Genomic DNA, 16,751 nt, shown 5'->3' on the forward strand with positions numbered 1-16,751 from the left:
TTTACTGAATGTCAATGTTGGATACCACCAGGTTCTTTGCTTTTTTTAATAAGAGCCGTACGGTATGCTGTCCGGTATTGATCCTGCGCCGCGTAGTTCCCGTGGCCAGGTTCCATTTGCCGGACCGGGTAAATTTAAGGGGAATCTGCTGTTCAACCATCCTGTTGCCTCCTGTATCACCGGGTACCGGGATGGTCCATCCGGTTTTTACCGATGTGCTCAAGGCTGCCGTAGAAAAATCGGGAATTGCTGCAATCACTTTCATATCTTGTTACCTGAGAAGTTCTAAAGATTGCATATTTTATTTACGAACGGCTGTAAAATACTACTATACTGATGTAGGATTTTGTTATGGATAAAAAGTGGGTAGCGAACGTGAATACGATTAAAGAACCGCGATATTATAAAAGCCTGCAACAACGGAACACCCGGTACTGCCTTGCATGCATCAGCAGGAATTCCGCCAATGCATTACTTATTCACTCCGGTTTTCTGCTTGTCGAACTTTTGCCGCAAGGTCTGAACGGCATTCAGCGTTTCATCCGTGGCATTCACGATCAGGTTTAAAAACGGATGTTCCGGATCATCATCCGGCCGGGCCACCGTTAAAAATGCGCTTGATGCTTTTCTTTCGCCACAACGCTTGTCGCCACCGAGTTTGGCACCGGCTTCCAGCGCAAGCATCAATACATCCTGCATCGGAAGCCCTTTTTTCCGGGCTTCAATAGCCACATTTAATACGGCCCGCAGTTCAGCGGAATCAGTCAGGGTGTTGCCCTGTACGGAAATACCCGCAGTTGTCAATGCTCCCCTATATGCCGTTGTTAAAGATCCGGTATAAGTTACGGGCGTTTTAAACTGCTTTATGGTTACAATGGCGTATTGCTGCTCTTCCGGATCATACTTTGAGTCTCTGATCATTTTCAGGATCTCTCCGGGAGCAACATCGGCCCTGATCATTTCAAGGCCTTTCGCCCTTGCTTTATTGCTGCTCATTGCCTGCACCACAATAGCCCCTTTTCCAGGAGCAATGGCACCAATTCCGTACACACTGTAGGTACAGGAGGCGCCGGCTATTCCTATTTCTTTTGTTTTCGGATCAACAATGACAATCGACCACGTTGCATAAGAAGGAAGTACAAAAAGGCCCAGAAAGAGGGCGGTTACCATCAGCTTTTTTACAGTTTTCATATTTTATCAAATAAAGGACCGTTAACCATGTACAATACTTTGCCTGTGCCGCTTTTCAAAATTACTACATCCTGCTTATAATTTATCCGGGTTTCAGCAGGCAGCCGTACAAAAAGGAAATCTTCAAAACGGGCTGCGCTGAAACGTTCCCATGCGATAAAAAAAGCTACCAAGGCTGATTACGGCAGCTTCAATACTTCTATAAATTTCCTGATTCCCAATTCTTCCAGTTGTTATTCGGTTCAAGCGTTGGCTTCCAATAGCCCGTATCTTTTGCCACTAATATTTTTGCTATTAACTTATAGGTTTCAACTGAGCTTGGCGGGTTGTCTTTGTCGTAAGCACTCGAAAAATAAAACTCCTCTAACGTTATTAATTTTGGCAGTTCTTCAGGTATGTTTTTTTTTATTTCTGCTGCTGTTGCTGCAACAATTTCCGGATCTGTTTCAGCGTAATAGCGAATTAAGTCACCAAAACCAATAAGCTTTCGTGGGTTGTCAAAATCTCTAATCTTAATCCCCAGCTTTTCATAGTTTTTGTAATTATTGTCAAATGCTGCCAGTGTGTCCCTGACTTTAATTTCTTTGATATCCGGGTCAATCAGTTCAAAGGTTTCCATTTCTCCTCCCTCGGTATTTTGAATTCTTTCAAACTCTTCCCCATCTATCAGCACAATGGCCTGCGTGTTTGATATATAATTTCTTTCAGGATACGTCTCAATAGTATACTCAATGCAGTTACCGAAGTAATTCAGTTCAATTTCAGCACGTCCGCCACGATTCTGGTACCCGCTTTTTTCAAAAACGATTGCCCAGTTTGCTGCGTCTGCGTACAAATGGATTTTACTTCCGGCTGTTTCACAGTAACCGTGTTCCAGGTCGGGGAAAAAATTGTATTTAACATCTTCCTCTTTACCAACCGGAAACCTTTTACCCGGGATTCCGTCAAAAGCCAAATCAAGTTCATCTAAAATTTCTTTCTTGGTAAATGTCATTTCTTTTCAGTTTGTTTTTCTTTTTACAAAAATGAATGCGTGGGATAAAAGAATTATTGAGGTCGGGTTTTTTAGTACGAATTTAAAACTATTTTGTCTTGATGTAATTATTGCTCCCTGTACAAAATTTCCGCTTTTCGTAACTACTCACACTATTGCTGCGCCTAATTTTGCCCGCGATTGACACATGGCAAGAACATCGGATAAAAAGAAGAAAAAGCGCAGTCTGTTCTACCGGGTATCTGCCTGGCTGCACCTTTGGCTGGGACTGGTTACCGGTCTGGTCATGGTGGTTGTTTGCCTCTGCGCCTGCATCTGGGTATTTAATGAAGAGATCACCGGCCTGCTGCAACCGGAAACAAAAGTGGCCCGGGAAAATAAAGCAGTGATCCCGCCATCCCGGCTGATGCGCATCGCTGACTCTTTGTACCCCGGCAAAAAAGCAGGCTATGCCACTTATAAACAGGGCAATGCCATCTACCTTTCTTTAGGCGAGGGCCGCACCGGAAACACCGTCCTGCGCATCCATCCCTATACCGGAGCCGTGATCAGCGTAAAAGAGAACAAGGAAGGCAAAACTGATTTTTTCCGGTTCATCCTGAACGGGCACCGGTTCCTGTGGCTACCCCCTGAGATCGGCCGCCCCATTGTTAATTACAGCACCCTGGTATTTGTGCTGATACTCATCAGTGGTATTGTTTTGTGGTGGCCCCGCAGATGGACAAAAGCCGCCCGCAAACAAAGCTTCACCATTAAAGCAAAAGCCTCTTTTAAACGGGTGAATTACGACCTGCACAATGTACTCGGCTTTTATGCCCTGCTGGTGCTCGCAGTAATGGCGCTTACCGGTATGGTGTATGGCATTAAATGGTACAGCAAGGGTCTGTACTGGGTTACCTCCGGTGGCCATCACCTGCCGGAATTTAACAGGGGCCGTTCCGACTCATTGCAGGCGGGCAGGTTTTATACCCCTGCGGCGGTGATGGATCAATGCTGGAACAAAGTAGCCGCAGCACATCCGGAAGCCGAAGGTATTTACTATAGTTTTGCCGATATCAAAAAGCCTGCAAGTGCCATCAATATTACCATCTACCCAACCGCCGGTAAATATTATAACACCCGCAGTTTTGCATTCGACCAGCACACCGGCGAACAGTTAAAAGGGAATAATCCCATTTATGATAAAAGCTATACCGAATCCTCCGGTGCTGCCAAATTCCGGCGTATGAACTACGACCTGCATGTAGGCTCCATCCTGGGTCTTCCGGGAAAAATACTGGCCTTCTTTGGCGCATTGATCGGCGCCAGTCTGCCCGTGACTGGTTTCCTGGTATGGTGGGGCAAACGCAAAAAGAAACCGGTTGCCATAAAGCTCCCTGTTGCCGCGAAGCAGCTCCCTGCCGTTATGCAGGAGGCCGCTCTTCTCAACTGACCATCTCCTCTCTTTTATAAACAACCGAAGCGGGAGCATCCTTGTTTCGCGGATGCTCTATTACATAACAGGTAAGTATTTCCCGATCGCGGTGGTTTAATTCCCGATCTTGTAAATGGTTCGTTAATACGGTCTATAATTTCGCAGCCAAAATTTAGAACCATGAGGAGATATTTAGCTTTAGTTATTGTTATGTTGATCTGTACTTCACTGTTCGCAACAGAAGAACCCTTTTCTGCAATTAAGGGTACCGTTTACAGTTCCGACGACCAGCCCGTTGCCAACGCCACCGTACATATCAAAAATACCAGTCATGTTACCATCACCGATAAGAGCGGAAACTTCTATTTCCGCCGCCTTGCTGCAGGAACTTATACCGTTGAAGTTACTTTTGTAGGTAATGATCCGGTGGAGCAGGAGGTGGAAGTAGGACAAAATGAAACCGTCACCATTTCAATAAAAATAAACAACACCCTTCCCGAACTGGAAGAAGTGATCATCAAAAGCAATCGCAATAAATACCTGAACAATGAGGTCAGCAGTTCTTTAAGATTGCAAACTCCTATCCTGGAACTTCCGCAGAACATACAGGTGATCTCTTCCGATATCATGGCCGACCAGCAGGTATTTGATATCGTGGATGGCATTACCCGCAATGTAAGCGGTGTAACCCGCCAGGGGCATTGGGACAACCAGTATGCCAATCTGCGGATGCGTGGCTCCAAGATACCTGCTTTCCGCAACGGCATGAACATTGAAGCATCCTGGGGGCCTACAGCTGAAGACGCGTCCATGATCGAACGGATCGAATTTGTAAAAGGTCCGGCCGGTTTTATGCTGGCCAATGGTGAGCCCGGAGGTTTTTATAATGTAGTCACCAAAAAGCCTACGGGTTATACCAGGGGTTCCGCCACCTTCAGTATGGGTAGCTTCAGCACCTACCGCGGGGCGCTTGACCTGGATGGCCGGCTGAGCAAGGATGGTAAATTGTTGTACCGTTTCAATATGGCAGGTCAGCAAAAGGATTTCTTTACCAAATACAATTACAGCAACCGCTATGTAATCGCCCCGGTGATCAGCTATGCCATCAGCGATGCTACCAAATTAACACTGGAGTATACCTACCAGGGATCCAAATACCTTACCAATGGTAACTATACCTTCTCCCCCAAACAATTTGCTGATCCCGGCATCGGGAACGATTTCTTTTACGGAGATCCATCCTTTGAGCCCAGCAAACTGAGGGATCATAGTGTTTACGCTTACCTCGACCACAAGCTGAGCAGGAACTGGACCGCCCACGCGCAGGTGGCTTACTTCAACTTCAGCATGGAGGCCAACAGCACCTGGTTAAGTTATATGAAGGACAACGGTGATATGCCCCGCTACTGGAGCATTGCAGATGAAGCCGGTGAGAACCGGTTCGGACAGTTCTCCTTTACCGGGGAGGAACGCACCGGAAGCATCCGTCACCGCATCCTGCTGGGCGCCGACTTCGGCAATAAAAAATTCTGGGGCGATTTCAGGCCCCTGCTGGATTCCATACCAGCCAAACCTCTGAACGTATATGCACCGGTATATGGTATTCCGGGCGATGTATTTCCCGTCATCGACCGTTCAAAAGATGTAAGAACACGGGCCGGCGGCAGCAACTATGTTTCCGTGGTATCCTATGCATCGGCCTATGTGCAGGATGAGCTGGCTTTTTTCCAGGATCAGCTACGGTTATCCCTGGGACTGCGTTTCACGTCCTCGGAAACTGTTGGGAAGAACAAAGCGGCCGAAATAAAAAACCAGGTAGTATCGCCCCGTATCGGGCTGAGTTATTCCATCAATGATGCTACCAGTGTATATACTTTGTATGATCAATCCTACGTGCCCGTAGCCGGCACCGACTGGCAGGGAGAAGCCTTCAAACCCATTAAAGGAAACGATATCGAAGCCGGCATCAAACGCCAGTGGTTCAACGGCCGTTGGGTTTCCAGCATCAGTGCCTATATCATTACCCGCGAAAATGCGCTGGTAGCGGATCCGGACCCCGCGCACGTGGTAAACGGACAAACCTTCCAGGCACAGCTGGGTGAAACAAAAACAAAAGGGATCGAATTTGACCTCACCGGTGAGGTATTCCCCGGCATGAATGCCAATATCAATTATGCCCTTACTGATTCAAGGATATCAAAAGCGACCGATGCCACCACCATCGGTAACATTACGCCCAATACGGCCAAACACACCGGCAATACCTGGCTGAATTATCGCATCCAAAAAGGCAGGCTGGAAGGTTTCGGACTGATGGGGGGTATCTCCGGTATGTGGAACCGCTATGTTGGCAATACCAAAGACCCCAACTTTCCCAACTATGTACGCGCAGATGGCGGTATCAGCTATCAGAGAGGGCGTTACTCCATCTCCCTTCTGGTGAACAACCTGGCCAATCATCAGCGGTTACTGACCGCAGGATCCTTCAGCTCACCGACTCCGGCCCTGGCCGAAAAAGTTGGCGCGGTTCCTTACTACTCTTATATCGTGGAGGCAAGAAGGAATTTCAGAATGGGGATCACTTATCGTTTTTAGCAGTTAATAGTCAGTCATAAACTAAACGGCAGGCGGTTCTCAGCCTTTACTGCCGGGTTCCGACCAGGGATCCGGCGGTGCTGTTTGTATGGACTTCTTTCTAATTACGGATGAGCTTCCCTGGGTCTTTCAGCAATGACTTTCCGTTCTTTGATACGGTCAGCAGTACTTCCGGCGTTTCTTTGGTCCCCAGCCGGTTGATGGATACTGCGTATTGATATCCGTTATTAGTGAACGTAATGGTATGATTGCCACCGCTCCCCTGCGCTTCAAAAACACCATTGTACAGTACCAGGTCCGGCTCCTTCTTTCGGCTGTTCAGATTCCAGGACGCGTAGCGCAGCGTATCCGCTTCCAGCTCATCGATACGGATCCGGTAGTGTTTGGTGGTGATCCGGTACAGCGGCTTGGTGAGTTGTTGCAGGGAAGATGGCAACCCTTGTTTATCCTTTTGAATGGCCATAACCAGCAATACCCTTTCTTTTGCCGGCTGATAGTTGACGGCGGTTATTTTTCCATCATCATCCATCCAGAGTGTACCGTTGCCCAGCATAATACCCCGCCAGCCCATGTCCGACCAGTCTGTTGTTTTTGCCCCGGCGATCTGCTGCAGCAGTTCCCCGTCAAATACCTCATCAAAGCGGGAAAGCATTTCGGTTTTATTTTTTATGTCCTCCAGGGGGTAAATTCTTTTCAAGGGGTACCTGACCAGTGCTGCGAGCTGCTGCTGATCATCAGCTTTTGCAGCAGCAACCAGTTTACCTACGGCCTGCCGCTGTGCGGTGGTCAGTCCGTTTGTCTGAGCACACAACACAATATATGTAACAGTAAACAATAGTAAAAAGACAGTCTTAAATTTCATACACGGGTATTTACTCTACCACAAAATTGATCTTCGCAGATTTATTAGAACAAAAGATCACCTGCATCTCATAAGCACCCTGTTCCAATTGTTTTTTATCATCCGACAATACAACCAGATTGAACAGACTATACGTTCCCGAAATCGCTTCTCCATATTTAAGGGCCTGGGAAAATTGCGCTATCTGACTTACAGTATATAACTGGGAGCTTAATATCGCCTTGTTTTCATACTTCAGCGGAGACAGCCCCGTTTGTTTATGCACCAGTTTTACCGAAGTAAAAGCCGGGCCACCGGTCGATACCCGAGGCTTATTAAACCAAACCTGTTGCACCACCCGGGAAGGATTGCTTAACATGATAGTCAACCGTATATCTTCGCCCCGCTTAAACGTATCTTTTTCCGGCTTCACCTGCACATTTACAGTCGGGCACGGGAAAGCAGAGCGCTCCTGGGCTCTCGTAGGAAGAAATGCCGCCAGTATAACGGTCAGTAATAATAACAACTGTTGTATACCAGCAATCGGAGCATTCAAAAGCAGCGGAGTTTTTTTCACGAGCGGCAATTTTAATCTAAATATATTAAAAAAATTGGAGTGGAGGGCCAGCGCTCCTCTTTTAATAGTATGTTATACTTTGTCCGGTTTTTGTCCGTTCCAAAATTTGGAGCCAAATAGTAAAAGAACGCAATTTTACCCTGCAACGGCTCTCTTTCCACTACCGCCGGCGAGGAACCGGTTAATCGGGAATTCCTGGCTGCTGCATTGTGATGTGTTAACGGCCCGGACCATCCATCCGGGCCTTGTTAAAAAGGATCTTTATTTTTGCATCACAATAGACAATGGCAGATCCGCAATTCAAGTTCCAAGTCAAAAAAAAGATCATTCTTTTTCTGAGTGTGCTGCTCATCGGCATCATTATTATTCTTTTTGCCACCTGCTGAAATACCTGCATCACACTTTTTTGCCGCCCAAGCGCAGATAAGTATTACCAGCACCTACACGGGGTCAATGAATCAGCGCCTTCGGCGCAATGGATGTATTTAAAAGAAATCGACAATGCTTTTAAGGTAGGGAGTCCATTCATCAAAATGCGGACATGGTTGAAGTGTCTGCCGGGCAGCAAAGGAAAAAATCATTATTTTTACCCTTGTATGAATAGCGAAACAACTGAAACAAAGGCCCTTCCGGAGCTGGACAGTGAAGAGATCCGTGTGCTGGGTGCCCTGATGGAAAAATCAAAGACCACCCCGGAATACTATCCCATGACGCTGAACGGGCTTACTGCGGCCTGCAACCAGAAAACAGCGCGCAACCCCGTGGTAAATTATGATGAGCAAACAGTAACATTGATCCTCGACCGATTAAAACGGAGGGGATTGGCCGCTACCGTAACCGGCGGCAGCAGCCGCGTGGTAAAATACCGGCACAATATTGCACTCAACTACCAGTTCACTCCTGATGAAGTGGCAGTGATCTGCCTGCTCTTCCTGCGCGGACCACTGACACCCGGCGAGATCAACAGCAGCTCCGGCCGGCTGTATGCGTTTGACGACCTGGCCGAGGTGCAGACCGTGCTGGAAAAACTCGCCGGTGGGGACACCCCCTACCTGCAACAGCTGACCCGGCAGCCCGGACAAAAGGAAGCCCGCTATATGCACCTCTTTGGCAATGCCGCTGTAGCAGAAGCCTATACCAGCGAACCCGCCTTACCCGCCGCCGCGGTTACATCCAACATCGAGGAGCGCCTGGCCACGGTGGAGCAGGAACTGGCCACATTGAAAGCTGCCTTCGACCAGCTGATGAAAGAACTGATGGGATAGCAGGTCTTGCTTTTAGCGACATCAGCCTGGTAAAAGACCCGGGATACGGTACCTGAGAGGAGCTGGTAGCTGTAATCCGTCTTTCTTCCGAGAAATTGCCTTTATATGCCATTTAAAAAATACTATTAACTTTTTTCAGAGCGAGTCAAACTGCTACTAACTCATTTCGACTACTATGAAACAACATCTAGCACAATTTCATAGCCTCTCACAACACTCAATACCAAACAATTATACTCTTCAACTTTATTAGGTATTTGTAAGCATAGGATAGAAAAAGATCAGAACATCAATGATAACAAAAACAAGAAACAACTTCCGCCTGGATCGAAACAGCCAGAAAATGGTACCCATTAAGAACAAAATTGACACCACCTGAAAACACACATAAACAGCCCGAGATTTATAAATTGAATGAGGACCAAAAAATTCACTGCCGAAAGGGTATCCACCGGATCCCGTATAAACGCTCACCACATCCCCTATATTCAAAAGAACAACGGCAATAAAAGGAATACTTATGAATATCTGCAGTAATAGCTTTCGTTTCATTTTTAAGATAGTTATTAATATTTCTATCGCCCCACCAAATTCTATCTCCACGATGGGAGGTCTTTCTTCAATCGGCCTTTGAAAAAGAAAATTCCCATACAATAAATTATTGACAGGAGTAAAAAATTTAAGATAAAATACCAAATCAGATTATCAGGCATAAACATACTTACGGATAGTGGTCCCCATAGCTTAAATCCTTTTAATCCAAACGGATCAAAATAAAGCAATATAAAAAAAACAACAACCAATACAATCAAGTATAATTTATTCAATCTGTATACTTCGAGGTTAATATATGTTATAATAAGCGAGATAAATATCAATATAACATATGCTAATAACATCAGAGGATAAACTTCAACATAGCTATGTGCGTACTCCTTTAAAGGCGTCTTGTAATCATAAAGAATAAGCTGCAAATAAAACCGGTATAGCTTCGGCATCAGGAGGATCAAAAAAAACTTCAAGGCATTTATTAATGTAACAAAAAAGAGTAACTGCACCAAAATGCTTAGAAATAGCCCTCCTTTATTTTTTAATAAGATATTCATATTATTTTTCCGATATATAAACAACCTCATATCAAATAAAGCACAATCAGTTATATTCGGAAACAATCCCAGAAAGTATATAAACTATTTTCTCAAAACCTGATCCGGAAACACAATTCAGCAATTTGGTATCAGTAGCTCCGCACCTCAAACAAAAGTCTTGAACATTGACTCTGTTTCGAATCCAAACCAATAGTGGATGAGTTTTATCATACTTATTTAACCAGTAGCCGAAAAATCCTCATCGCTTTATAAAGCTAAACATTTTTTTGCACGCATTTACAACCAGAGAATAACACTTCACCATTTTTTCAGTAACAAGCTGCAACAATTCATGTTACTCGGCTTATAAAAACTACTAAATTAGATTTACTCCATCACAATCTTTTATTTGTCACTAAAATTCATGACAACAAAACTCATACACTCGTGATCAACCCTATTCAAAAAACAGGTATGCATAAAAGCGAAGAGGGACTGCTTGTTCCCCTTTTCGCTAATTGACAACAACAACTGATCGCCTGCGCCAGTGATTTGTCCGGTTTTCAACAGATATGGATTATGGCTCCGGGGTGACCGTCACCGTTTTGGAAACAGCACTTTTGCCGTCTTTATCGATCTGCACAATGCGCACATATACCCTGCTGTTATGGTCTATTGCCTGTGTTTCCTTTTTATTACAGGAGACCGGTAGGATACCGGCACCGGTTATCAGCAGAATTGTCAGCAATACTTTGGTTCTGCTATTGAAGCAACCAAGCAAAAGGCCTGCTGCCAAAACAAAGAGGCCTGCTAGTTCCTGCAAACTGTTCACTGGCTTTGTAAAGTGGTACTGAAGCTCGTTTCCGGAGATTCCGTTTACCGCTTTTGATGCTACCGACCCGATAGCAGTAAAATGTACGGCATCCTTTGACAGTTCTATTTCAAAATGATCATTGTTGTTCTCCATAAGCGTACTCCAGTCCACAACCAGCACCCCATCCGTGAACTTCGCCGTTATCGGGCCAAAAGTAACGGGGAGAAATCCCTCCCATTTAACCGTATAGGTTCCGGGGGTCTGACTTTGCTTTCCTGCAGCATCCACAAAACTGTAGCCAAACGATGTCTGGTCCGTACCATCCTGAAGGTCGGTAAAAGACAATAGAGACGGATCGAAATCTGTAATGGTTTGCCCTGCAGTAACCGGGTTGCCATTATAATACAGTGTACCATTAGCCGGCAGACTGGTGATCACAATGGTATTGCTGTTGCCCAGGGTACCATCCTCTGCATCGCTGCCGCTTACGGCCGCGGTAATGGCCCCTTGCGGGATGGAATTATTTTCCGGAAGCGGGATGGTCTGCTCCTTATCATCAGAAACCGGCGTCCGCTCGATGCCAAAGTTGGCGTCGCTGAGATTGCTGTTCAATGTAACTCCGGTAAGGATACCATCCGGTGTGCCATCACTGCCGGCACCGGAACCCAGGTGCTCACCGGTGGCCACCCAGCCGTCGGGCAGCTCCACCGCAGGTGGGGGTGCATTCACGGTAGCAGAAGCGGTAGTGATCTGTATGGAATAATTACCGGAGGCAATATTGCTGAACGAATAGGTGCCATCCGGATTGACCGGAACCGTGGCAATGACCACATTGGTGACCGGATCAATAAGAACGGCATTCAATCCGCCGGCGTTGGTGCCCGTTCCGTTCACCGTGTTATCGGTAAGACCATTAGCGTCATTCAATACATTACCGCTGACATTATAAGCGGCCATGGACACTCCAACTGTGAACAGATCGGTTTGTACCGTGTTGGTGGTAGACCATCGCGCTCCGTTATTCGCATCGCCATCCAGGAATACCCGGAATACCAGTGAGGTGATCCCGTTGCCATTCACCTGCACACTCCCCTGTCCGATCTCATCGTTATTATCAATAGCACCATTGGCCGAAGCCGCCACAGCATTTTTTATATCGGTGTTATTCGGCACTACAAAGGGTGTATTGCCCGATAAACGGCTAAGGGTATACCCTGCTGATAACAGCCGGAGCCACACGGAATAACCGGTCACACCATTGTTAGATGTACTCCACCAGCCACCCATGTTTTCGAGATGCAGTATGGGGTTGTTCACCGGCCGGTTAAAGGTTAACGTAAGATCTGCAAACCGGATATTCTTGGTTCCCATTGCTACCCGGTTGCTGCCATTGGCATTGATCAACGCATCGGCAATAGCAGCCAGTGCCACTGCGTAATCATTGGCAACATCGATGCCCGGGGGTACCCCATTCGTGGAAAAACTGGCGTTGGTGGCCAATCCAAATGCATTAAGACGATTGTAAAAGGTCTGGGCCGCCGGTGTATTGGCATTGGAATTCCCGTTGCCTCCGAAAACCAGTCCGGGTATATTGGAATTGCCTTCAATAGAACTATACTGCTGGTTGCTCAAACTATAGGTCACATTCAATGCCGGGTTGTAGGCATTCGCAGTATTACCATAGTTAAATGCCACCACCTTTGACGCCGTGTTCGGACCGCTGCCGGATGGGCCGCCTCCGTTTCTGAATTTCAGGGAAGTTTGGGCAAGGGCGCAATTGGATGCAATAACCATTGCAAGCGAAAGCACCATTTGGGAGAGGAATACTTTACGCATAATACTGATTGAGGGTTTATTGATTCACATTTATTCAGTGATCAAAACAAATGTAGGCTGCTTTATACATAAGATCTCCCGGCAGTTATAACATAAATAAGTTATTTAATAATATTTGCAAGTTTTAGAGCTCTGGTACGACAAACCCGCAACAAAAGCAGTCAATATCAGCAGGACGGAACCATCGCCGGTGCATCTGGTGCACTCGCCGATACCTGGGTGTAGTTATGTTATTATATAACGGAACGCTCCGAACGCCAGGCTGATCAGAACAAGATATAATACATTCAGCCGGTACCGTGTCAGCAACAGCAATGCGATCAACACCCATCCCAATGCCATCCAGTCCGTATGCGACAGCGAAACTGCTTGTCCGGAAAAAAGGATATCCTTCCCGAGATAAAACGCCAGATTCACGATAACGCCTACCACCGTTGCCGTTATCAATGACAGTACCGCCTGTATGATCCGGCTCTTCTGGGAGGATTCGATCAGTGGCGCGCCGACAAAAATGAAAAGGAAATTGGGGAGAAAGGTAAAATATCCCGTTGCTAACAGTCCGAGTGTTCCCATCAGCAGGGAACCTCCAAAATGATTGTAGGCCGCCATAAAGCCCGTATATACGAGCACAATGACCAGCGGTCCCGGTGTGGTCTCGGCAAGTGCAAAGCCATCGATCATCTGCGTTTTGGACAGCCAGCTCAACTGGTTCACCATCATGTTGGCCACATAAGGGATCACCGTGTAAGAACCTCCGATAGTGAAAAACGCTGTTTTGGTGAACAGGGTCGAAAGCCGTTGCCAGAATGCAGGATCGGCTGTTACAACAGACAACAACAGGAAAGGGATCAGCCAGAGCACTAAAAAGCACAGCAGCTGTTTGACCAGGACCCGCTTTATTACCGGGTGTGCCTGCTGGTTCATATTAATATAATACGACTGCTCCGCAACATCGGCCACTTCCTTTTTTTTATCCAGCTGTATCGCGCCAGGGGCCGTAAGATGCATGCCGATCGCAAAAAGGATCACACCGAGAATGATCCAGGGCATGGGAACATTCATAAAATAAGACAGTACAAAGGATGCCATTGCAACAAGATAATGCAGCATTCCGTGCAGCGCCTTTTTCCCCACCTTCCAGGTGGCATGGAGGATAATGGCCAGCACAGCAGGTTTCAATCCGGCGAACATGGACATCATGACCGGGTTGTTTCCATAGAGCGCATAAATAATACTCAGCAGCAGCAGGATGAGCAGCGACGGCAGAACAAACAACACCCCTGAAAGGATCCCTCCTTTGATCCCGTGCAGCTTCCATCCTGCATAAATAGCCAGCTGCTGCCCCTCCGGCCCCGGAAGCAGCATGCAGGCATTTAATGCATACATGAAGCGTTTTTCGCTGATCCATTTCTTTTTTTCCACCAGGAAATCGTGCATAATAGCAATATGTCCGGTGGTTCCTCCAAAACTGATCCAGCCCAGTTTAAACCAAAAACGAAGCGCTTCTGAAAAGGAGGGTATTGATAAGGTTTTTTCTTCTTTTATATCCTGCATTGATAAAGCCGGTCACACAATTATGACCTGTTAATATGAATGTTGCCAAACGGTCAAATATAGTAAATAGCTGCTCCAATGACCTCATATTACAGGAAAATCCATGAGCGGTAACTGATACCGGCAGGAACAGCTATCATAGGGGTACAGCAACCGTTTCCGGTGTTTTTTACCACTCCTTCCGCTATGTAAAATAAAATTTCCGCCGGGTATATTTTCTTTATTCAAACGCGTTAATTTTATCACCACTTTTAATAACACATATATGATGTTTGCCAGAACTCTTTTTGTCCTTACTACGCTTCTTCTCTTCATGGGCACTACCGGCCGTGCGATGAACAAACCGGTATTTACAGCATGCCTGGATACGTTACCGGCAGTTGAGAAAAAAGCGCCCAACAGTGATTACAAACCTGCTTTTCGGGGGCAGACCTGGATCAGCGGTGTTAAGACCACCACACCATACAAAGCAGAAAAAATCGCGGAAAAAACAGGGGCGCCTTTTGCCATTGTGGCCATGCCGGACAGCCGGTTAATGGTGACCCTAAAAGCGGGCTATATGGAAATACGCGACCGGAACGGAGCACTGGCAAAAAAGATCACGGGCTTTCCTGCGGTGGACCAGGTTGGACAGGGCGGATTGCTGGATGTGGCTTTTGACCCCGGCTATGCCCGGAATAAAATGATCTACTGGACCTATTCGGAAAAGCAGGCACAGGGAAATTTAACTGCCGTTGCCAAAGGGCGTTTAAACGAAGCCGCAGGTAAGGTGGAAGATGTATCTGTGATCTTTCGCGCTACCCCTGCGCTCAACAGTAATTTGCATTTTGGTTCCAGAATCATATTCGACCGGTCCGGAAACCTGCTGGTAGCCGTAGGTGAACGTTCCATCCTGGAGGGCCGGGCACAGGCGCAGCTGTTACAGTCCGGACTGGGCAAGATCTTCCGCATTACCACAACCGGCAAACCGGCACCCGGTAACCCTTTCCTGAATAAACCCGGTTTACTCCCGGAGATCTACAGCTATGGCCACCGCAACCCGCAGGGTCTGGAACTGAACCCCGCAACCGGTGAAATATGGGAAGCGGAATTTGGTCCGCGTGGCGGCGATGAGATAAATATCATACGTGCAGGACGGAACTACGGCTGGCCCGTGATCACTTATGGCATTGAATACAACGGATCAAAAGTAGGCACTGCACTTCAGCAAAAAAAAGGAATGGAACAACCGGTTTATTACTGGGATCCCGTGATCTCTCCCAGCGGCATTTGTTTCTACCGGGGCAGCGCCATTCCGGAATGGAAAAATAATCTGTTCGTAGCTTCATTAAGCGGACAGCATATCGACCGCCTGGTAATAAAGAACAATAAAGTAGTGGGTGAAGAACGGCTGCTGACCGACAAGAACGAACGCTTCCGTGATATTGCCTGCGTAAACGGGGTGCTGTATGCCATCACCGACAGGGGCACTATTTACCGGATCGGCCGTTAAGACTGCCTTCCCTGTATTTGGACCGGCGGCCATTTCCCCAATACTCTTGCCACCCGGTCAAAAACCATTAATTTCGCTGACCGAAGAAAGCAGGATACTCCATGAGCGTAAACGAAGAACAACTGGATGCAGGCAGTAACTGCATCGAAGTAGAATATTATTTTGAAGAAGAAACCCATTTGATGGATGCGCTGATCCAGAACAAATGCGAATATGAGCTGCTGGCACTGATACGGGAAGTAGCCTCCCGCCTCCGGCTCCGCATCCATATCGAAAGCGCAGCGCTGGCAGAAAAAGGTTTCCGGCGGCGCTTTAAAGTGGCATTAAAAAAAGAACACAAGACAGAGCCGGCCGCCGTTACCATCGCCACCGCAGCACTGGTAGCAGTGATTGCCACCCCGGTTTCGGTCTCTGCAGCAGACGAGATCCGGAAGCTGATCGAAACCCTGTTACAGGCGCCGGAATTCAGCCAGATCGATAACAAACGGCTGCAGTTACAGATCGAGAAGCTGAAGCAGCAGATGCTGAACAGCTGTGATCAACTGGACACCAGCAATGTCATCAAAAAAAGACGTTCCAATTTCTTTGAACTGCTGCACCGCTATCCCAAGATCAGCCGCGTGCATTTTACTGCTTCTGATGAACAGCGGATAAGAATCACCCAGGAAAAAAATATCACGCGGCAGGATTTTAACGGTTTTGTACTGACCACCAATATACTGGAACCGGAAGAAGTGGATGACGTGGAGATCGAGATCATTTCTCCGGTACTGAAGAAAAGCAGTGCCAAATGGACGGGAATGTATAACGGCAAACCCCATTCCTTCAGTATGCAATCCAAAGAATTTAAAAAGCTGGTTCAATCCGGCAAAGTGCTATTTAAGAACGGAACTGCGATCAACTGCCAGCTCACCATTCATAAAAAGATCAACAATGAAGGTGCCGAGCGGGTTACGGGTATTGATATCACCCGGGTGAATCATTATTTTGAAAATGATAAACCCATAGAAACTGCAGAAGGCAGGAAGCAAAAAAAACAGCCGGAACCGGAAATCACACAGCTGGCATTGTTTATGTAAGCCCCTGCATA

Annotated in this window: 12 protein-coding genes; 5 read left to right on the forward strand and 7 right to left on the reverse strand. The window is 46.9% G+C overall.

All coding sequences use genetic code 11. The annotated features are described in order from the left end of the window. Position 1 precedes the first annotated feature (1 nt). From K7B07_RS04155 to K7B07_RS04165, 3 genes are all read right to left on the reverse strand, one after another. On the reverse strand, positions 2–265 hold the full coding sequence (locus K7B07_RS04155; protein WP_223707725.1) for a hypothetical protein: 264 nt from the start codon (positions 263–265) through the stop codon (positions 2–4). Positions 266–471: 206 nt separating this feature from the next. Continuing rightward, positions 472–1,191 carry a DUF1028 domain-containing protein gene (locus tag K7B07_RS04160; protein WP_223707726.1) on the reverse strand — a complete coding sequence of 240 codons (720 nt, stop codon included), beginning with the start codon at positions 1,189–1,191 and terminating at the stop codon, positions 472–474. Positions 1,192–1,390: 199 nt separating this feature from the next. Next, complete coding sequence (locus K7B07_RS04165; RefSeq protein ID WP_223707727.1) at positions 1,391–2,185, reverse strand: DUF7003 family protein; 795 nt, start codon at positions 2,183–2,185, stop codon at positions 1,391–1,393. Between the two features lie 187 nt (positions 2,186–2,372). On the opposite strand from K7B07_RS04165, the gene K7B07_RS04170 reads away from it, so the two are divergent. Together K7B07_RS04170 and K7B07_RS04175 are read left to right on the forward strand one after the other, a co-directional pair. Beyond that, positions 2,373–3,617, forward strand: a complete 1,245-nt coding sequence (locus tag K7B07_RS04170) for a PepSY-associated TM helix domain-containing protein (RefSeq protein ID WP_223707728.1) — start codon at positions 2,373–2,375, stop codon at positions 3,615–3,617. A gap of 162 nt (positions 3,618–3,779) precedes the next feature. Then, a complete protein-coding gene (locus K7B07_RS04175; RefSeq protein ID WP_223707729.1) occupies positions 3,780–6,194 on the forward strand; it encodes a TonB-dependent receptor in 2,415 nt (804 codons plus the stop codon). Positions 6,195–6,294: 100 nt separating this feature from the next. Here the strand turns inward: K7B07_RS04175 and K7B07_RS04180 are convergent, their stop codons facing one another. Next, the gene (locus K7B07_RS04180) at positions 6,295–7,056 is read right to left on the reverse strand and encodes a hypothetical protein (protein ID WP_223707730.1); all 762 of its coding nucleotides are present in this window, start codon (positions 7,054–7,056) and stop codon (positions 6,295–6,297) included. A 10-nt stretch (positions 7,057–7,066) separates the two neighbouring features. After that, complete coding sequence (locus K7B07_RS04185) at positions 7,067–7,612, reverse strand: hypothetical protein (RefSeq protein WP_223707732.1); 546 nt, start codon at positions 7,610–7,612, stop codon at positions 7,067–7,069. 596 nt (positions 7,613–8,208) lie between these two features. On the opposite strand from K7B07_RS04185, the gene K7B07_RS04190 reads away from it, so the two are divergent. Continuing rightward, entirely contained in the window at positions 8,209–8,877 is a 669-nt protein-coding gene (locus K7B07_RS04190; protein ID WP_223707734.1) for a YceH family protein, read from the forward strand. Between the two features lie 1,665 nt (positions 8,878–10,542). Here K7B07_RS04190 and K7B07_RS04195 read toward each other — a convergent pair. Both K7B07_RS04195 and chrA read right to left on the reverse strand, forming a co-directional pair. Continuing rightward, positions 10,543–12,615, reverse strand: a complete 2,073-nt coding sequence (locus K7B07_RS04195; protein ID WP_223707736.1) for an autotransporter outer membrane beta-barrel domain-containing protein — start codon at positions 12,613–12,615, stop codon at positions 10,543–10,545. Positions 12,616–12,840: 225 nt separating this feature from the next. Then, entirely contained in the window at positions 12,841–14,169 is a 1,329-nt protein-coding gene (chrA, locus tag K7B07_RS04200) for a chromate efflux transporter (RefSeq protein WP_223707737.1), read from the reverse strand. A gap of 265 nt (positions 14,170–14,434) precedes the next feature. Between chrA and K7B07_RS04205 the strand changes: the two genes are divergently transcribed. Further along, on the forward strand, positions 14,435–15,661 hold the full coding sequence (locus K7B07_RS04205; protein ID WP_223707738.1) for a PQQ-dependent sugar dehydrogenase: 1,227 nt from the start codon (positions 14,435–14,437) through the stop codon (positions 15,659–15,661). A 101-nt stretch (positions 15,662–15,762) separates the two neighbouring features. After that, a complete protein-coding gene (locus tag K7B07_RS04210; protein ID WP_223707739.1) occupies positions 15,763–16,740 on the forward strand; it encodes a hypothetical protein in 978 nt (325 codons plus the stop codon). The last annotated feature ends 11 nt before the right edge of the window (positions 16,741–16,751 follow it).

Origin of the sequence: Niabella beijingensis, from assembly GCF_020034665.1 — a bacterium.
GTDB lineage: Bacteria > Bacteroidota > Bacteroidia > Chitinophagales > Chitinophagaceae > Niabella > Niabella beijingensis.

What these genes read in the sequence shown, in the direction of transcription:
- chrA (WP_223707737.1), bottom strand. Translation starts at nt 14,169, where the DNA reads ATGCAGGATATAAAAGAAGAAAAAACCTTATCAATACCCTCCTTTTCA.
- K7B07_RS04205 (WP_223707738.1), top strand. Translation starts at nt 14,435, where the DNA reads ATGATGTTTGCCAGAACTCTTTTTGTCCTTACTACGCTTCTTCTCTTC.
- K7B07_RS04165 (WP_223707727.1), bottom strand. Translation starts at nt 2,185, where the DNA reads ATGACATTTACCAAGAAAGAAATTTTAGATGAACTTGATTTGGCTTTT.
- K7B07_RS04155 (WP_223707725.1), bottom strand. Translation starts at nt 265, where the DNA reads ATGAAAGTGATTGCAGCAATTCCCGATTTTTCTACGGCAGCCTTGAGC.
- K7B07_RS04175 (WP_223707729.1), top strand. Translation starts at nt 3,780, where the DNA reads ATGAGGAGATATTTAGCTTTAGTTATTGTTATGTTGATCTGTACTTCA.
- K7B07_RS04170 (WP_223707728.1), top strand. Translation starts at nt 2,373, where the DNA reads ATGGCAAGAACATCGGATAAAAAGAAGAAAAAGCGCAGTCTGTTCTAC.
- K7B07_RS04210 (WP_223707739.1), top strand. Translation starts at nt 15,763, where the DNA reads ATGAGCGTAAACGAAGAACAACTGGATGCAGGCAGTAACTGCATCGAA.
- K7B07_RS04180 (WP_223707730.1), bottom strand. Translation starts at nt 7,056, where the DNA reads ATGAAATTTAAGACTGTCTTTTTACTATTGTTTACTGTTACATATATT.
- K7B07_RS04190 (WP_223707734.1), top strand. Translation starts at nt 8,209, where the DNA reads ATGAATAGCGAAACAACTGAAACAAAGGCCCTTCCGGAGCTGGACAGT.
- K7B07_RS04160 (WP_223707726.1), bottom strand. Translation starts at nt 1,191, where the DNA reads ATGAAAACTGTAAAAAAGCTGATGGTAACCGCCCTCTTTCTGGGCCTT.
- K7B07_RS04195 (WP_223707736.1), bottom strand. Translation starts at nt 12,615, where the DNA reads ATGCGTAAAGTATTCCTCTCCCAAATGGTGCTTTCGCTTGCAATGGTT.